The sequence below is a fragment of the Bacillus atrophaeus genome (assembly GCF_039519175.1).
In the GTDB taxonomy this organism is placed as follows: Bacteria; Bacillota; Bacilli; order Bacillales; family Bacillaceae; genus Bacillus; species Bacillus atrophaeus.
Window position 1 is genome coordinate 1,835,398 of record NZ_CP154443.1, and the last position, 15,835, is coordinate 1,851,232.

Consider the following 15,835-nt stretch of genomic DNA (forward strand, 5'->3'; position numbering starts at 1 on the left):
TTACAGGGCTGTTTTTTTACTCCCGGCCAGGAAGCGTATTGTGCACATATGGGGGAACCGGATTTAATGTCTGCATCTCTCCGTACGCTTTCGGTTCCTTCACATATTCAAAAGACTCTCCGTCAGGCGCTGCTTCATTCAGCCAGTTTTGTTTGGCGCTTTCTTCGCCTTCTGAGAAATTAATAAGCTGATGAGAAAATTCCTGCTTTTCAAGAGCTTTAGGGAATGTGCCCGGAACAATAGGGCCTTCCTGCGCTTCTAATTCTTTAATCGCTGCAAGCCATTGGTTTTGGTGCATCGTATCGCGTGCCAATAAGAAGGCCAGCATGTCTTTTACGCCTTTATCATCTGTCATCTCATAGAGACGCGCGACCTGCAATCTTCCCTGTGATTCGGCATTCAGATTAGCCCGGAAATCTGCCAAAAGGTTTCCGCTCGCTACGATATACCCTGCGCTCCAAGGAACGCCTGTACTGTTTTCCGGCATCGCGCCAAGTCCAGATACGATAGCGTGATGAGGATTCATGCCTCCCATGATGGAGCCGATTACCGGATCATCAGCAGCTTCTTCCTGCTCATGAAGCGGGGCGTCCTCAAGAAGTCTTGCGATCATTGTGGCGATCATTTCAACGTGGCCGATCTCTTCGGTAGCCGTATCCATGATTAAATCTTTATATTTTTCGTTACCTCGTGTATTCCATCCTTGAAATAAGTACTGCATGGCAACAGAAATTTCTCCGTATTGCCCGCCTAAAATTTCCTGCATTTTCTTAGCGAATAATGGATCTGGCCGGTCTGGTTTAGCCGGATGCTGAAGCATCTTTGTATGTTTGAACATGTATCCCATCTCCTTTTTCGTTTTATCACTCTCTATATCCCCCTCAGATACATGCATCAAACGAAAAAGAGAGTATCGGGACGGCAAAACCTGCTACGAATCAGTTTCGTAAGACTTCCGCAATTCCAGCAGCTCGCGAATCAATTTACGGCCGATCACCGATTCATATTGCTGATACACGGGATCAAGGCGTTTCATCCACTCATCTTGCTCTGCCTTTGTCAGCTGATAGATGCTGATCGGGGAATTCTCTTTGATCTCTTTAAGCTGATCCTTATTCATTTGTTCGGCGTGTTTTTCATTCCACTCCGTCGTTTCCTTCATCGCTTCAGTCAGAATGCGCTTTGTTTCCTCTGTTTGTGAGTTCCAAAAATGCTCGTCCGTCATGACGGCATAGCCGAGATAGCCGTGATTGCTGATTGTCAAATAGTCCTGAACATTATAAAATTTTTTAGAATAGATGTTGGAGATTGTATTTTCTTCCCCGTCGACAAGGTTGTTTTCTAATAGCTGAAAGGTAGAATTGAACGAATCTTGACGGGGCGCTGCGCCGAGCTGCCGGAATTGGTCTTCAATCACGTCGCTCTGCATAATGCGGAGCGCTTGACCCTTTAAATCATCGGGCGTGCGAATCGGGCCCTTATTGGATGTGATTTGCTTAAAGCCGTTTGTCCAATAAGCCAACCCTTTCATATTATTTTTCTTTAAAGAAGCAAACAGCTGCGTCCCGATTTCGCCGTTTAAGCCTTCCTGAACGGCATCGTAGCTCGTAAACGCATAAGGCAAGTCCAAAACGCCCCATTCCGGAGAAAGCATCCCGAGCTTTGAGGTGGAGGGAGCGATAAATTGCACATCGCCTTTTCGCAAAGCGTCAATTTCTTCAATATCAGAATAGAGACTCCCATTCGGAAAAACTTCAATCTTTATGTGTCCGCCTGACTTTTGACGGACCAACTCCGCAAATTTATTGGCAGCCAGCCCCTTTGGCGTATTTTCAGCAACCACATGGCTGAATCTGAAAACAATCTGGTCATTTAAGCCTTCCTGATCATCATCGTAATAGAGCTCCTCATGAGCTTCACGATCATGGAAGCCTATAAATAAAGCGATTACAATACCGAGTATCATCAATCCGAGGCATGTCATCAAACTCTTCATCTCAGGCCCTCCCGTCATCCCTTATGATTAAGCATAATAGGGGCGAAGACATTCGTAAAGATGAAGAGGGGAAAGGAGAAGCCCATGAAAAAGAGGAAGCTTTCGATCCGGTGGAAAATTACCATCCTGTCATACATTGTTGTTACTTTTTCTTTACTTATCGGGGGCATTGTCCTCATTGGGAATATCCAGCATACAGAGGAGCGCGAGCTGAAAAAACGGCTGATGAACACAGCCAGAACCGTTTCGGAGCTTACAGACGTCAAACAGGCGTTAACAGAGCAACATCAAAACGAACAAGTGAGCAGTGCCGTTGAGCAAATCCGTATTATCAACGAAGCGGACTACATCGTGGTGATGGACATGGATCATATTCGCTATTCTCACCCCGTCAGCACCATGATCGGTCAGCGATCCGAGGGGGCAGACGAAGAAGCCGCATTTGCAGAACATATTTATTTCTCAGAGGCAAAAGGCGAAATCGGGACAGCCGTCCGCGCTTTTTATCCGGTTAAGGATCAGGAATTAAATCAGATCGGAGTGGTGCTTGTCGGAAAAAAACTGCCGGGCATCGTCGATATTATCTTAAACTTGAAGCGCGACATCCTTTTCATCGTGATGCTCACCCTCGGATTTGGGCTGGCGGGCTCCTTTTTGCTGGCGCGCCACATTAAAAAACAAATGTTTCAGCTCGAACCGTATGAGATTGTGAGAATGTTTGAGGAACGGACAGCTACTTTTCACTCCATCAATGAAGGTGTCATTGCCATTGATAATCAGCACATCATTACGATATTTAATGAAAAAGCAAAGCAGATTTTCGAAGTGAAGGGCGAACTGGTCGGAAAGCTGATTTGGGACGTACTCAAAGATTCGCGGCTGCCGGAAATCGTGGAACGGAACAAACCCGTTTACAACGAAGAAATACAGGTCAGCGGAAAAATCATTATGAGCAGCAGAATCCCGATTGTCATGAAGAAAAAAGTCATCGGCGCCGTCGCCATTTTTCAAGATCGCACCGAAGCGGCAAAAATGGCTGAGGAACTGACCGGCGTCAAAAACTTTGTGGACGCGCTCCGTGTCCAAAACCACGAACATATGAACAAGCTCCATACCATTGCGGGGCTGATACAGCTGGGGAAATCTGATAAAGCCATGCAATTGGCGTTTCAGGCTTCTTCAGAGCAGGAAAGCGTCAATGAATTTCTTCACCAATCCATTCGGAATGATGCCGCGGCCGGACTGCTTTTAAGTAAAATAAAAAGAGGAAAAGAGCTAGGCATTCTCGTGTCTATTGACGAAAACAGCAGTCTCCGGGATTTCCCCGAACATATTGATCAGCATGATATCGTTGTGCTGCTCGGAAACCTGATCGAAAATGCATTCGGAGCATATGACACGGTCCATGCGGAAGAGAAACGAATTGATATCAGCATAGAACAAACAGATGAAGTGCTTGCGATTTTAATAGAAGACAACGGATGCGGCATTTCAAAAGCGCACATTCCGTATCTTTATGATAAAGGATTTACAATGAATAAAACCGGCGGGACGGGCTATGGCCTCTATTTAGTCAAACAAATCACCGACAAAGGATTGGGCACGATAGAGGTCGCATCGCACGAGGGGCAGGGAACGTCCTTTTCAATCGTATTTCCAATGAAGGGGGAGGAAAGAATTCATGGCAGTTAAGGAGACAATAAAGGTTCTTTTGATAGAAGATGATCCAATGGTTCAGGAAGTGAACAAAGAATTCATCGCAAGTGTAAAAGGCTTTGAAGTATGCGGAACAGCGGGAAACGGGGAAGAAGGCATTAAGATGATCAAAGAAAACCGACCGGCCCTTGTCATACTTGACGTCTATATGCCTAAAAAAGATGGCGTCAAAACGTTACAAGAGATCAGAAAGCAAAAGCTCGAAGTCGATGTCATTGTCGTTTCCGCGGCAAAAGATAAAGAAACCATCAATCTGATGCTGCAAAACGGAGCAGCCGATTATATTCTGAAACCTTTCAAAATCGAACGGATGAAGCAGTCGCTTGAAAAATACAAACAATATAAACGAAGAATAGAAGAAAACGAGACACTATCACAAATTCAGCTGGACATGATTCTCAATATGCCGCAGCAATCCGGCGAAGAATTGCCCAAGGGTTTAAATCATTTCACAATTAATGAGGTCATGACCTACTTGAAGCAGCAAAAAACATCCCTTTCTGCCGAACAGGTCGCAAACGCTCTGGGAATCGCCAGGGTCACCGCAAGACGCTATCTCGATTTTTTAGAAAAGGACGGAAAGATTAAATTGGACGTCCAGTACGGAGGAGTGGGCCGTCCGGTCAACCGCTATTTGTTTGTACCCTGACAAAAGACCAAAAAGACCAAAATGTCCGTTATGATCATAAGCTTCCCCCTATTTAATGAAAACGCTATCATTATAGTAAGAAAGACACATAAATGTATGACAAGACAGGGGGATGGACAAATTGAAGCTGTCTAAGCTATTCAAAAACTTAACCGTTCAAGTCATAACGGCGGTCATTATCGGGGTCATTGTCGGACTGGTGTGGCCTGATGTCGGCAAAGAAATGAAACCGCTCGGCGATACATTTATCAACGCTGTAAAAATGGTGATCGCGCCAATCATTTTCTTTACGATCGTCCTCGGGATTGCAAAAATGGGCGATATGAAAAAGGTTGGAAAAGTAGGGGGAAAAGCATTTATTTATTTTGAGGTTGTCACAACGCTCGCGCTCATCATCGGGCTGTTTGTCGTCAATATTATGAAACCGGGAGAAGGCTTGGATTACAGCAAGCTCGAAAAAGGAGACGTGTCACAGTACACGGCAAATGGCGGACAGGGGATAGATTGGATTGAGTTTATCACCCACATCGTTCCGTCCAATATGGTTGATGCCTTCGCTAAAGGGGATATTCTGCAGGTCTTATTCTTCTCTATTCTATTCGGAGTCGGTCTTGCGGCGTTAGGGGAAAAAGGAAAAAGCGTCATTGATTTCTTTGACAAAATCTCGCACGTATTTTTTAAGATCATCGGTTACATCATGCGCGCCGCTCCGCTCGGCGCATTCGGAGCCATGGCCTACACGATCGGACACTTCGGGCTCGACTCCATCAAGCCGCTCGCCAGTTTAATGTTGTCCGTTTATATCACGATGTTTTTGTTTGTATTTGTTGTTTTGAACATCATCTGCAAAATATTCGGATTCAGCCTATGGAACTATTTGCGGTTTATAAAAGATGAACTGCTGATTGTACTCGGCACAAGCTCATCAGAATCAGTACTGCCGCGCATGATGGATAAAATGGAGCGCTATGGCTGTTCCAAATCTGTCGTCGGCCTTGTCATTCCGACGGGCTATTCATTTAACCTTGACGGAACTTCGATCTATCTGTCAATGGCCACGGTCTTTCTCGCTCAAGTGTTCGGAGTCGACCTCAGCATCGGCCAGCAGATTACGATCATTCTCGTTCTGATGCTCACCTCCAAAGGCGCGGCAGGCGTGACGGGAAGCGGTTTTATCGTGCTCGCCTCAACCTTAGCCGCCCTTCAGGTCATTCCGCTTGAAGGTTTGGCGCTCCTTCTTGGAGTCGACCGCTTCATGAGTGAAGGCAGAGCCATCGTCAATTTGATCGGAAACGGAATCGCCACCATCATTGTCGCAAAAAGCGAAAATGAATTTGACGAAGCGAAAAGCGTAGAGGCAGTCGCAGATATGAAAAAAATGAAAACAGCAGTCTAAAGGGAAAGAACGGCACGTGTCAACGCGCCGTTCTTTTTTATGTTCCCGCGCCGATCCCTCAAACCTCCCCTCACAAAAGGCTTCCTCATGTCGGTATATTTTTCCAGAATTGTAAGGGATGGAAGGCATAATCGGCTGAATGGATAAATAATAATTCTTTTTGAAAATCTTAATGGATGGACAGAGACCTCAGCGTTTTTTTGTTATATAATTTACAAATGTAGATGAAAACTATGTTTATGAATACAAGGGCTTTTGTCCTAGCAGGGGTGTATAAATGACGGCTTTGATTAAATTTTTCCAGCACCCGGGAGTAAGACGTTTTCTCGTCTTTGTTGTATTGGCTGGTGTGTTATATCTCTTTAAAAGCATGATCAATCTGATTTTGCTTACATTTATCTTTACATTTTTGATGAACCGTTTAGAAAATGTCGTTCGCCATTTTTTGAATCGCTTTTTTCGTGTCAGTCAGCGCGGAATCATTACCTTACTCTATATAGCGCTCGCTGTCGGGCTTACGGTTGGCGGTTTTGTCTTTTATCCTGTAGTGGCCGCCCAAATTGAACAGCTTATTAAGCAAATCAAATATATCGCTTATCACCCGAACAGCATTCCTTTCTTCGATGAGGTGTCGAATGTCTTCGGAGATATCAATATCAGTTCGTATGTAAAAGAAGCCTTCAACGTGCTGTACACCTATTTGGCCGATATCAGCACATTCGGATTACAGATCGTGATGGCTCTTATTCTCAGCATGTTTTTCTTATTTGAAAAAAAGCGTCTTTCAGAATTTATGGAAAAATTCAAAACAAGCAAGCTGGCAGTGTTTTATAATGAATTTGCTTTTTTTGGAGGGAAATTTGCCAGAACGTTCGGCAAAGTGCTGGAAGCTCAATTTATTATTGCGCTGGTCAACTGCATCCTAACGTTTATCGCGCTATGGATTATGCATTTTCCGCAGCTGTTCGGCCTCTCCATTATGGTCTTCTTTCTCGGATTGATCCCGGTTGCGGGTGTAGTGATCTCGCTTGTCCCGCTGAGTATCATCGCCTATAGTACGGGCGGAGGGATGTATGTTCTTTACATCGTGCTGGTCATTATGGCGATTCACGCAATCGAAACCTATTTCCTGAACCCGAAGCTGATGTCCGCGAAGACAGAGCTGCCAATCTTTTTTACCTTTACCGTATTAATTTTTTCTGAGCATTTTCTCGGCATTTGGGGTTTGATTATCGGAATTCCGATCTTTGTATTCCTTCTCGATATTCTTGATGTGACGAATAAGGATAATGAACCCGGGTAATGGGACCCCATTCGTCATCTCACAGAAACAAAAAAAGCCGCTCTATCAGTGTATATGGACCATCCGTTCATTCAGTGGCGACAAATGTTATAATACAAACAGTGCCTAATTGATAGGCGCTGTTTATTTTTTATGCGAAAAAGGAGGAAGACTTTATGGATGAGCCCATTTTACATATTGAAGGCCTCAATAAAAAGATTGGCGCAAAACACATTTTAAAACAGATCAGCATGGATGTCCGTCAAGGAGAAATCATCGGGCTTCTCGGTCCGAATGGTTCAGGAAAAACAACCTTAATCCGGATCATCGTCGGGCTGTTGAAGCAAAACAGCGGACGGATTACGATTAATGGATTCCAGCACGACACGGAGTTCGAAAAGGCGCTCGAAGCAGTCGGCGCAATCGTGGAAAACCCAGAATTCTATCCGTATTTAACAGGATGGGATAACTTGAAACATTTTGCCAACATGCACAAAAAAATAGATGAAGAAAGACTTGAAGAAGTCATAGAGCGGGTGGGATTAACCTCCGCGATCCATGATAAAGTGAAAACATATTCCCTCGGCATGCGGCAGCGGCTGGGTATCGCCCAAGCCATCCTGCACAAGCCGAAGCTGCTCATTCTGGACGAGCCGACAAACGGGCTTGACCCTGCAGGCATGAAAGATTTTCGGGAGCACCTGAAGGAGCTTGCCGAGAAGGAAGAGACGACGATTCTTTTTGCGACCCATTTATTGCGGGAGGTCGAGGATCTTTGCGACCGCGTCATCATCATTCAAAAAGGTGAAATCAAAGCAGAAGTGAATCTGAATGAGATAGATGAAAAAACAGAAAAAGCCGTGATCGAAGTGCAGCCGGCAGAAAAAGCGCTTGAATGGCTGGCTGCCAACAAGTTTGTCGCAGAAGTTTACGGGGATGCCATTGCAGTCAATGTCTCAAAACAGAACATTCCTCAGCTGAATCGATCATTAATCGAACAAAATTTCAGCGTATATGCTATTACCCCTTATACGCAATCACTAGAAGATGAATTTATCAAGGCGACCACAGCATTTCAAGAGGAGGGAGAACAGAATGCCTAGATTAATCTGGAATGAACACATGAAGCTCTTCAATCGGAAAGTAACACTCGTGTCGCTTATTTTGATGGCTGTGTTTCACTTTTTTATGGCGCTGATTATTAAACGGATTGTTATCAGTGCGGGAACAGATGAAAATTTCATCGGCTATTTTTCATATACGCCGAGCCTGAATATCTTGCTGCAAGCCTTAACCATTGTGATCGCGGCAACTATTATCTCACTTGAATTTGATAAGAAAACAATCAAATTTTTGCTCATCCGTCCGGTGAAACGCGAGCGGGTCTTTCTGTCTAAATTATTTACGGTCATTTTAGTCAGTATTTATCTGTATCTTGCGTATTACATCCTGTCACTTGTATTCGGCTTGGTCTTTTTTGGCACGTCGCTAAACTCAGAATCAGACACGCTCTTTTTCAATACATTAAAGCTGATCGGCACCAATTGGATTGAGGCTGTGGCGATGGCCTGCTTCGCCTTGTTATGCTCAGCCTTATTCCGCAACAGCTCCATGTCGGTTATTATTTCTTTTATCGTGTTATACGGAGCGAAATCGCTTGTCTCGATTATGGCTTTATTCGAGAACAGGTGGGGAAGCTTTTTGCTCTTTGCGAATACAGACTTCACCCAATACAGCAGCGGAGAAAAAACATGGTTTTCCGGAATGACGCCTTTATTTTCAATCGGAATTATTGTGATACATGTCGTATTCTTTTTAGCGGTCGCCTGGTGGAGCTTTTGCAAACGGGATGTTCGGGTCTAAAAAGTAAAGGAATGACATTTTTGTGAAAATGCTCACGATAATCAATATTATTTGTCGTTTTGATTTATAATAAAGGTATTGACGGAGGTGCTCTACTATTGAGAAACTTTATTACCGCTTTACCAATTGTATTATTGCTGGGCTTCTCATTTGTGTCATTTATGTTTCAGTTTGAACATCTGGTCTACTTCAGGCTTGCACTGGGATTGTTTTCACTCGTGGGTCTGTTCCTTATATACAAAATGAAGAAAGGTTTCCGTTACTTCATCATTTATCTGTATGCCAGCTGGATTGTGCTTGCTGCAGTTACCGCCTTCGAAGAACCGATATTCTCAAGCTTTTTCTTTGGCGGATTGGTGATGACGATGGGCTACCTGACCTATATGCTGATCTATCTCGGGATGAAACAGGACCGGGATGCACGGATCGTTTAACACGCTGTTCCTTTTGGAACGGCGTGTTTTTTTGTGCTGTCCGGAATGTTAACAGTTGCGGAATAACCGGTGAAAATCTATAATACTTATTAACTTTATCGGAATTGAATTTGGAGGGATTGCCTGATGTCATCTTTATTTATATACAATGAACAGCAGCGGCAATGGATAGAGAAAATAGGCCGGCTGGCAGATGAATTTCAAAAAACGGCAGCTTCTGATGACGAACACGGACGATTTCCTATCGAAAAAATCCAAGTCTTGCGTGATTCGGGATACACGGCCTTGACGGTGCCAAAATCACACGGCGGAACAGGAATATCGGTCTATGATATGCTGCTTTTCCAAGAACGTCTCGCCCGTGGGGATGCTCCTTGCGCCCTCAGCATCGGCTGGCATGTTAGCGTAATGGGAGAGCTTGGTGAGGGAAACAGCTGGGACGAAGACGTGTTTGCCTTTATCACAGAAGAAGTGAAACAGGGAGCAGTCATCAACAGAGCAGCGACAGAGGCAAAAACGGGCAGCCCGACTAGAGGCGGACGACCCGGCACAAATGCTGTGAAAAGAAATGGGAAATGGATTGTAAACGGAAGAAAGACCTTCACCACGATGTCTCAGGCTTTGGATTACTTCTTAGTCACGGCTTGGGTGGAAGAAAAAGAAACGGTCGGTGTCTTTCTGATTCATAAGGATGAAGCAGGCGTGTCTATTGAAGAGACATGGGATATGGCTGCGATGCGGGCGACAGGGAGCCATGACCTTGTCCTGAAACAAGTCACCCTTGATGAAAATAAGCTGGTGGAATCACTTTCGGGACCGCGAGGCAAAAAGCCGAACGGCTGGCTGCTCCATATCACGGCCGTCTATCTCGGAATCGCTCAGGCAGCGAGAGACTATGCGGTCCGCTTTGCCGCTGAGTATTCGCCGAACAGCCTGAATGGTCCGATTAAAGAGGTGCCCGCAGTGAAGAAACGCGTAGGTGAAATGGAGCTCGAATTGCTGAATGCCAGACACTTTCTGTTTCGGGCAGCCCAATTGTATGATGATCCGGAGCGCCGTCCTTATTTGAAAAGCGAACTTGGCGCGGCGAAACACATCGTGACAAACACAGCCATTTCTGTGGTAGATAAAGCCATGAGAATCGTCGGGGCAAAGAGCCTTGAACGAACGAATCCGCTGCAGCGCTATTACCGCGATGTTCGGGCCGGGCTGCATAACCCGCCGATGGACGATGCGGTCATACAAAAGTTAGCTTCAGAAGCATTTGACAAATAAAGAAAAGAGCCTGGGGTGCACTTCATCCCAGGCTCTTTTTTTATGTATTATTTTTCTCTTGAAGCTGTTTTTGATACTTACGGTCGATCCTGTCGTAAATGATGTTCATAAGCTCGGAACTGCGTATGATCGCTTCTTTATTTTCCTGAACGAGCTGCTCATAAGTCTTTACTTTGCGTTTTGGCATGATTCTGCACCCTTCTGGCATATTTTATATTCACTTTCTAATTCACCTAATGATAATTCATATAAATGACGCTCTGACTTTTTATATATACCGTTCTGAATCAGCATATGAATAAGCTGTTTTTTCCTTATTTCAATGGCATTTCTGATCTGAGGAGCCATAGTGTCATCAACCTCCAATCACACAAACGATATTGATAATCATTATCAATTAAGGTTAGTATACAATTTTTAAAAACATATGTAAAGGTGTCTGTCAACAAAATTTTGACAATTTGTTTACAGAGGGTATTTATTATGGCCGCTATTCGACAATCTCAAAGTTTCCCGGGCAATAATTTGACATATTTCTCTGCTTTAAAAATCCTGTCTAGACCGACAAGAATAGAAATTGCTTATTTTAAGCGTTTTTATCCATACTATGTTATAGAATGGAGGCTGATTTGCGGTGGATCGAACGGATAATTTAAAAAGAGGGGAAAAAGGGGCGATCATTAACATTGCGGCCTACATAATACTTGCTGTGATAAAGCTGGTCATCGGCACTCTATATCATTCCGAAGCGCTTCGTGCAGACGGATTAAACAACGGAACGGATATCGTTGCGTCGCTTGCGGTTTTGATCGGCCTGCGAATCTCCCAAAGGCCTGCCGACAGTGATCATCCATACGGCCATTATCGCGCTGAAACAATTTCCTCGCTTATTGCGTCTTTTATTATGATGGCTGTCGGAATTGAAGTCCTTATTGGGGGAGGAAAGTCAATTGTAAGCGGGACGACCGAAACACCGAGCATGATAGCCGCATGGACTGCTTTGGGAGGGGCTGCTGTGATGTACAGCATGTATATGTACAATAAACGGCTGGCCGCCAGTATTAAAAGCCAAGCGCTTTTGGCTGCGGCAAAAGACAGCAGATCAGACGCTTTCGTAAGTGCAGGAGCATTTGTAGGTGTCATATCCGCCCAGCTGCATCTGCCGTGGATTGATCCTGTGACGGCATTTATTATCGGGATCATCATCTGTAAGACCGCATGGGATATATTCAAAGAGGCATCCCACTCATTAACCGACGGATTTTATCTGAAGGATCTAGAGCCTTACAAACTGACCGTCAGCAAAGTGAAAACCGTGAACCGTTTAAAGGATGTAAGAGCGAGGTATCTCGGCAGCGCGGTCCATATTGAAATGGTGATTACAGTTGATCCGAAGTTGTCTGTGGAAGAAGGACATAACGTGGCTGATGAAGTAGAAAATGCAATAAAAAATGAACATGATGTCACTCATGTTCATGTTCATGTAGAGCCCGACGACATAAAATAAGCCTGTTTACCGAATTAGCTTATATGTTCAGATAAGAACTCAGTTACTTCCTCTGGTGATTTCGCATTTGCGCTGTGAAGGTGGCCTGTTTTTTCTCCGTTTTTGAAAACTAGCAGGCTTGGAATACCCATGACCTGATATGTTTCGGCAAGCTCCGGAAGCTCGTCTTTATTCAGTTCATACCAATCATTTTGATTATAGGCTTCCAAAATGTCGCCGATGAACATATTCATGCGTGTGCAATCAGGGCACCAGTCAGCGTAAAATTTGATAATGATTTCTTTATCAGATTGAATAAGTTCATTAAATTGTTCTTTTGTTGTGATTTTTTTCATATGTCACATCTCCTTTCAATGCCATTTTAATATAAAATAAAAAGGAATTACATACAAATGCTTTTACCTTCGTATCGGCCCAAAAATAATTAGATCATTTTCTTATGAAAATGATAAGATAGTAAAGATGAATTGTAGTGGGGGGAATATCCATTGAAAACAAGTCTAGGATTGGTGTACGGCGGCAAGTCAGCCGAGCATAACGTTTCGCTGCAGACAGCTTTGGCTGTAACAAAAGCGCTAAATACTGAGAAGTTTGATATACATCCGATTTATATTACTGAAGAAGGCGAGTGGCAAAGAGGGGCGCGTTTAACAGAGCCGGTCTCTAATGTGAAAATGCTCCAGCTCGAACAAAACGGGAGTTCTTTTTCCCCGGCAGCTTTGAATAAAGAAATGTTCCCGGGAGATTCTTCGAAAGAAAACGAAGCGATTGATGTCGTGTTTCCGCTATTGCACGGTCCAAATGGAGAAGACGGCACAATCCAAGGGCTGCTTGAACTATTAAATATTCCTTATGTCGGTAACGGAGTGCTTGCTTCTTCTGCGGGTATGGATAAAGTTGTGATGAAACACTTATTTGCCCAAGCAGGCCTTTCTCAGGCTAAGTATGCGGCTTTCCTTAAAAAAGATTGGAGCCGTTCTTCTGAGGAATGCTGTGAACAAGTTGAAAAGGAACTGGGCTATCCATGCTTTGTGAAACCGGCGAACCTGGGTTCAAGCGTCGGAATTAGCAAGTGCCGCAGCCGTGAAGAATTGGAAAAAGCGTTTGAGCTTGCGTTCCAATATGACCGCAAAGTAGTGGTGGAAGAAGGCGTCATCGGCCGGGAAATTGAAATCGGCGTTCTCGGAAATGATGAACCGAAATGCTCCGTTGTCGGAGAAATTGCACCTAAAACTGATTTCTATGATTATAAAGCGAAATACGAGGACGGGGACACTGACCTTATCATTCCGGCGGAAGTGACGGATGACCAATACGCTAAAATCAGTGACATGGCGATCAAAGCTTTCAAAGCAATTGACGGATCAGGCCTTGTCAGAGCGGACTTTTTCCTGACAGCTGACGGCGAAGTGCTGATCAATGAAGTCAACACGATGCCGGGCTTCACGCCATTCAGCATGTTCCCGCTTCTCTGGAAAGAAGCAGGCATTGAATACGCCGACTTAATTGAACAGCTTGTTGATCTGGCAAAGGAACGGCATGCAGAAAAACAATTGATTAAACATACATGTTAATGCACCAAGGACACTGCCAGTCATAAGGCAGTGTCTTTTCCCGTACTGAAGAAAAATTTAAAAGAAAGAGAGGTGCCTCAATTGATTAAGCGAACAGCAAAGAAAATCGCAGAAATGGTCAAAGGCACACTGACAGATCCCGCATATGAAAATATAGTGATTCAAGGAGTAGCAACTGACACGAGAAAGCTTGAAAAAAACCAGCTCTTCATTCCGCTGACAGGAGAGAATTTCAACGGGCATACATTTGTCGGGCAGGCATTTGAGAATGGCGTATCCGCTGTGCTTTGGAATAAATCTGAACCGAATCCGCCTCAAGATCAGGCTGTCATTCTTGTGGATGATACGCTGGCAGCGCTTCAGGAGCTCTCAAAAGCGTACTTACAAGAGCTCGGCACACGTGTCATCGGTGTAACAGGCAGCAACGGTAAAACAACGACAAAGGATATGCTCCACGCTGTGCTGCAAACGCAATTCCGTGTTCATAAAACAGAAGGAAACTTTAACAACCATATCGGCCTGCCGCTGACCGTTCTTTCTATGCCGGAAGATACTGAAGTCGCGGTCCTTGAAATGGGAATGAGCGGAAAAGGAGAAATCGACCTCCTTACTCGTCTTGCTAATCCGGAAGCTGCGGTAATAACCAACATCGGCGAATCGCATATGCAAGATTTAGGATCGAGGGAAGGCATTGCGGAAGCGAAGCTTGAAATTACCAATGGCCTTAAAAAAGAAGGCATCCTTATTTATATCGGGGATGAACCGCTCTTAAACAAGAGAAGCTACAGCTGCCGTACGAAAACCTTCGGAGCGGATGAAGGCAACGATTATCAGCTGGAGGACGTAAAACAAACGGAAGACGGCACACATTTCAGCATAAAAGGAATAGACAAGACATTCTTTATCCCGGTACTCGGAAAGCACAATGTGTTAAATGCAATCGCCGCCTTTGCCGCGGGTATTCACTTTGGAATCACGCCTGACAACGCTGCGAAAGGATTAAGCGGGCTGAAAGTAACCGGAATGAGACTGGAACTGCTGAAAAGCGAGAGCGGTGTTTCCATCATTAACGATGCTTATAACGCAAGTCCGACCTCTATGAAGGCTGCAATTGAGCTGATAGAAAGCATGGAAGGCTATGGCAAAAAAATGCTTGTGCTTGGAGATATGCTTGAACTCGGCGATCTTGAACAAGAATTCCATACAGAGTGTGGCGCCGTGATTAATCCGGCGGCGATTGACTATGTTTTTACGTACGGAAAGCTTGGCGCCTTCATCGCAGCGGGAGCGCACCGGCATTTTGACCAAGAGCGCGTCAGCCATTTCAATGATAAAACAGAATTGTTGCAAGCCGTTGCCGAAAAGGCTGAAAAAGGAGATTTAATCCTGTTTAAAGCATCCAGAGGTATGAAGCTTGAAGAAATCGTTAAAGATTTAATGAAGGGCTGAAAAAGGTTTAACCGTTCTCAACTTGGGTATTATAAAAACCAGAGAATTTCCTGAAGCTATAAAAGAAAAAACGCCGCACGCTTCATAAAATAAAATAAAAGTGCAGAAACTAATAATGGTTCACTTGAAATAAACCTGTCAGACCATCTGCGGCTGTGATACAATTTATGAAAAGGCGGGATGGAATTGATAAATTATGATGGGCGCATTTTTATTGGTGTTCATGTTTCTGAAGACGGTGAAGTGTCCGGCGAAACTGTCTTCCACTACAAGCAGGACGGCATTATTTTGTCGGGGACTTACGCCGGGGGCGGCATTATTTCAGGAGTTCTTGTAGGAACTGTGAAAAAAGATGACACGCTGTATTTCAGATACCATCATGTAAATGCTGGGGGCAAACTGGAAAGCGGTGAATGTGTTTCTTCTCCGCAGGTGGGTGAAGACGGCAGGGTCCGCCTTCATGAAGAATGGCAGATGATGGACGGACAAAAGAGCAAAGGAAGCTCCGTTGTCGAAGAAATCGAAAGCTGATCCATTTCTCCCCTTATTGAAAAACACATAGTGTAATGGTAAGATAAAACGTAAAGTAATTCGGGCTTTGTATACGTATGGATCCTGTCCTTTAGTATGAAGGGCAGTTTTTAGTGGTAAATCACGACATTACTGAAACAGCAATTAGAAGGAGTTTGAATAA

The 15,835-nt window shown here is 44.4% G+C and carries 17 protein-coding genes; 12 read left to right on the top strand and 5 right to left on the bottom strand.

What is annotated here, in order from left to right:
* Nucleotides 1-16: 16 nt before the first annotated feature.
* Both AAHT65_RS09415 and AAHT65_RS09420 read right to left on the bottom strand, forming a co-directional pair.
* Nucleotides 17-838: a manganese catalase family protein gene (locus tag AAHT65_RS09415; RefSeq protein ID WP_003328111.1), complete on the bottom strand. Its 822-nt coding sequence runs from the start codon at nt 836-838 to the stop codon at nt 17-19.
* Nucleotides 839-931: 93 nt separating this feature from the next.
* A complete protein-coding gene (locus AAHT65_RS09420; RefSeq protein WP_061669612.1) occupies nt 932-1,996 on the bottom strand; it encodes a TRAP transporter substrate-binding protein in 1,065 nt (354 codons plus the stop codon).
* 84 nt (nt 1,997-2,080) lie between these two features.
* Between AAHT65_RS09420 and AAHT65_RS09425 the strand changes: the two genes are divergently transcribed.
* The 8 genes from AAHT65_RS09425 (at nt 2,081) to AAHT65_RS09460 (ending at nt 10,611) form a co-directional block, all read left to right on the top strand.
* Complete coding sequence (locus AAHT65_RS09425; protein ID WP_343311407.1) at nt 2,081-3,688, top strand: sensor histidine kinase; 1,608 nt, start codon at nt 2,081-2,083, stop codon at nt 3,686-3,688.
* Nucleotides 3,678-4,361: a response regulator gene (locus AAHT65_RS09430; protein WP_343311408.1), complete on the top strand. Its 684-nt coding sequence runs from the start codon at nt 3,678-3,680 to the stop codon at nt 4,359-4,361. The genes AAHT65_RS09425 and AAHT65_RS09430 overlap by 11 nt, the downstream gene beginning before the upstream one ends.
* Nucleotides 4,362-4,473: 112 nt before the next feature.
* Nucleotides 4,474-5,757, top strand: a complete 1,284-nt coding sequence (gene dctP / locus AAHT65_RS09435) for a C4-dicarboxylate transporter DctP (RefSeq protein WP_034718132.1) — start codon at nt 4,474-4,476, stop codon at nt 5,755-5,757.
* Between the two features lie 277 nt (nt 5,758-6,034).
* On the top strand, nt 6,035-7,060 hold the full coding sequence (locus AAHT65_RS09440) for an AI-2E family transporter (RefSeq protein ID WP_003328117.1): 1,026 nt from the start codon (nt 6,035-6,037) through the stop codon (nt 7,058-7,060).
* A 155-nt stretch (nt 7,061-7,215) separates the two neighbouring features.
* Complete coding sequence (locus tag AAHT65_RS09445) at nt 7,216-8,142, top strand: ABC transporter ATP-binding protein (RefSeq protein ID WP_088116544.1); 927 nt, start codon at nt 7,216-7,218, stop codon at nt 8,140-8,142.
* Nucleotides 8,135-8,902, top strand: a complete 768-nt coding sequence (locus AAHT65_RS09450) for an ABC transporter permease (protein WP_061669614.1) — start codon at nt 8,135-8,137, stop codon at nt 8,900-8,902. Before AAHT65_RS09445 ends, AAHT65_RS09450 begins: the two co-directional genes overlap by 8 nt.
* Nucleotides 8,903-9,000: 98 nt before the next feature.
* Nucleotides 9,001-9,336 carry a hypothetical protein gene (locus AAHT65_RS09455; RefSeq protein ID WP_003328120.1) on the top strand — a complete coding sequence of 112 codons (336 nt, stop codon included), beginning with the start codon at nt 9,001-9,003 and terminating at the stop codon, nt 9,334-9,336.
* A gap of 126 nt (nt 9,337-9,462) precedes the next feature.
* A complete protein-coding gene (locus AAHT65_RS09460; protein ID WP_343311409.1) occupies nt 9,463-10,611 on the top strand; it encodes an acyl-CoA dehydrogenase family protein in 1,149 nt (382 codons plus the stop codon).
* Nucleotides 10,612-10,651: 40 nt separating this feature from the next.
* Here the strand turns inward: AAHT65_RS09460 and fbpB are convergent, their stop codons facing one another.
* Complete coding sequence (gene fbpB / locus AAHT65_RS09465) at nt 10,652-10,798, bottom strand: Fur-regulated basic protein FbpB (RefSeq protein ID WP_088116546.1); 147 nt, start codon at nt 10,796-10,798, stop codon at nt 10,652-10,654.
* Nucleotides 10,780-10,959: a Fur-regulated basic protein FbpA gene (locus AAHT65_RS09470; protein ID WP_061669616.1), complete on the bottom strand. Its 180-nt coding sequence runs from the start codon at nt 10,957-10,959 to the stop codon at nt 10,780-10,782. The genes fbpB and AAHT65_RS09470 overlap by 19 nt, the downstream gene beginning before the upstream one ends.
* Nucleotides 10,960-11,245: 286 nt before the next feature.
* Here AAHT65_RS09470 and AAHT65_RS09475 point away from each other — a divergent pair, with 286 nt between their 5' ends.
* Entirely contained in the window at nt 11,246-12,118 is an 873-nt protein-coding gene (locus AAHT65_RS09475; RefSeq protein ID WP_088116547.1) for a cation diffusion facilitator family transporter, read from the top strand.
* Between the two features lie 14 nt (nt 12,119-12,132).
* Here AAHT65_RS09475 and AAHT65_RS09480 read toward each other — a convergent pair whose 3' ends face one another.
* Nucleotides 12,133-12,453, bottom strand: coding sequence for a thioredoxin family protein (locus AAHT65_RS09480; RefSeq protein WP_003328128.1), 321 nt, complete (start codon nt 12,451-12,453; stop codon nt 12,133-12,135).
* Nucleotides 12,454-12,606: 153 nt separating this feature from the next.
* On the opposite strand from AAHT65_RS09480, the gene AAHT65_RS09485 reads away from it, so the two are divergent.
* From AAHT65_RS09485 to AAHT65_RS09495, 3 genes are all read left to right on the top strand, one after another.
* Complete coding sequence (locus AAHT65_RS09485) at nt 12,607-13,692, top strand: D-alanine--D-alanine ligase (RefSeq protein WP_003328130.1); 1,086 nt, start codon at nt 12,607-12,609, stop codon at nt 13,690-13,692.
* Between the two features lie 81 nt (nt 13,693-13,773).
* A complete protein-coding gene (locus AAHT65_RS09490; protein WP_088116548.1) occupies nt 13,774-15,141 on the top strand; it encodes a UDP-N-acetylmuramoyl-tripeptide--D-alanyl-D-alanine ligase in 1,368 nt (455 codons plus the stop codon).
* 180 nt (nt 15,142-15,321) lie between these two features.
* Nucleotides 15,322-15,672, top strand: coding sequence for a n-acetylglutamate synthase (locus AAHT65_RS09495; RefSeq protein WP_425524850.1), 351 nt, complete (start codon nt 15,322-15,324; stop codon nt 15,670-15,672).
* Nucleotides 15,673-15,835: the final 163 nt, after the last annotated feature.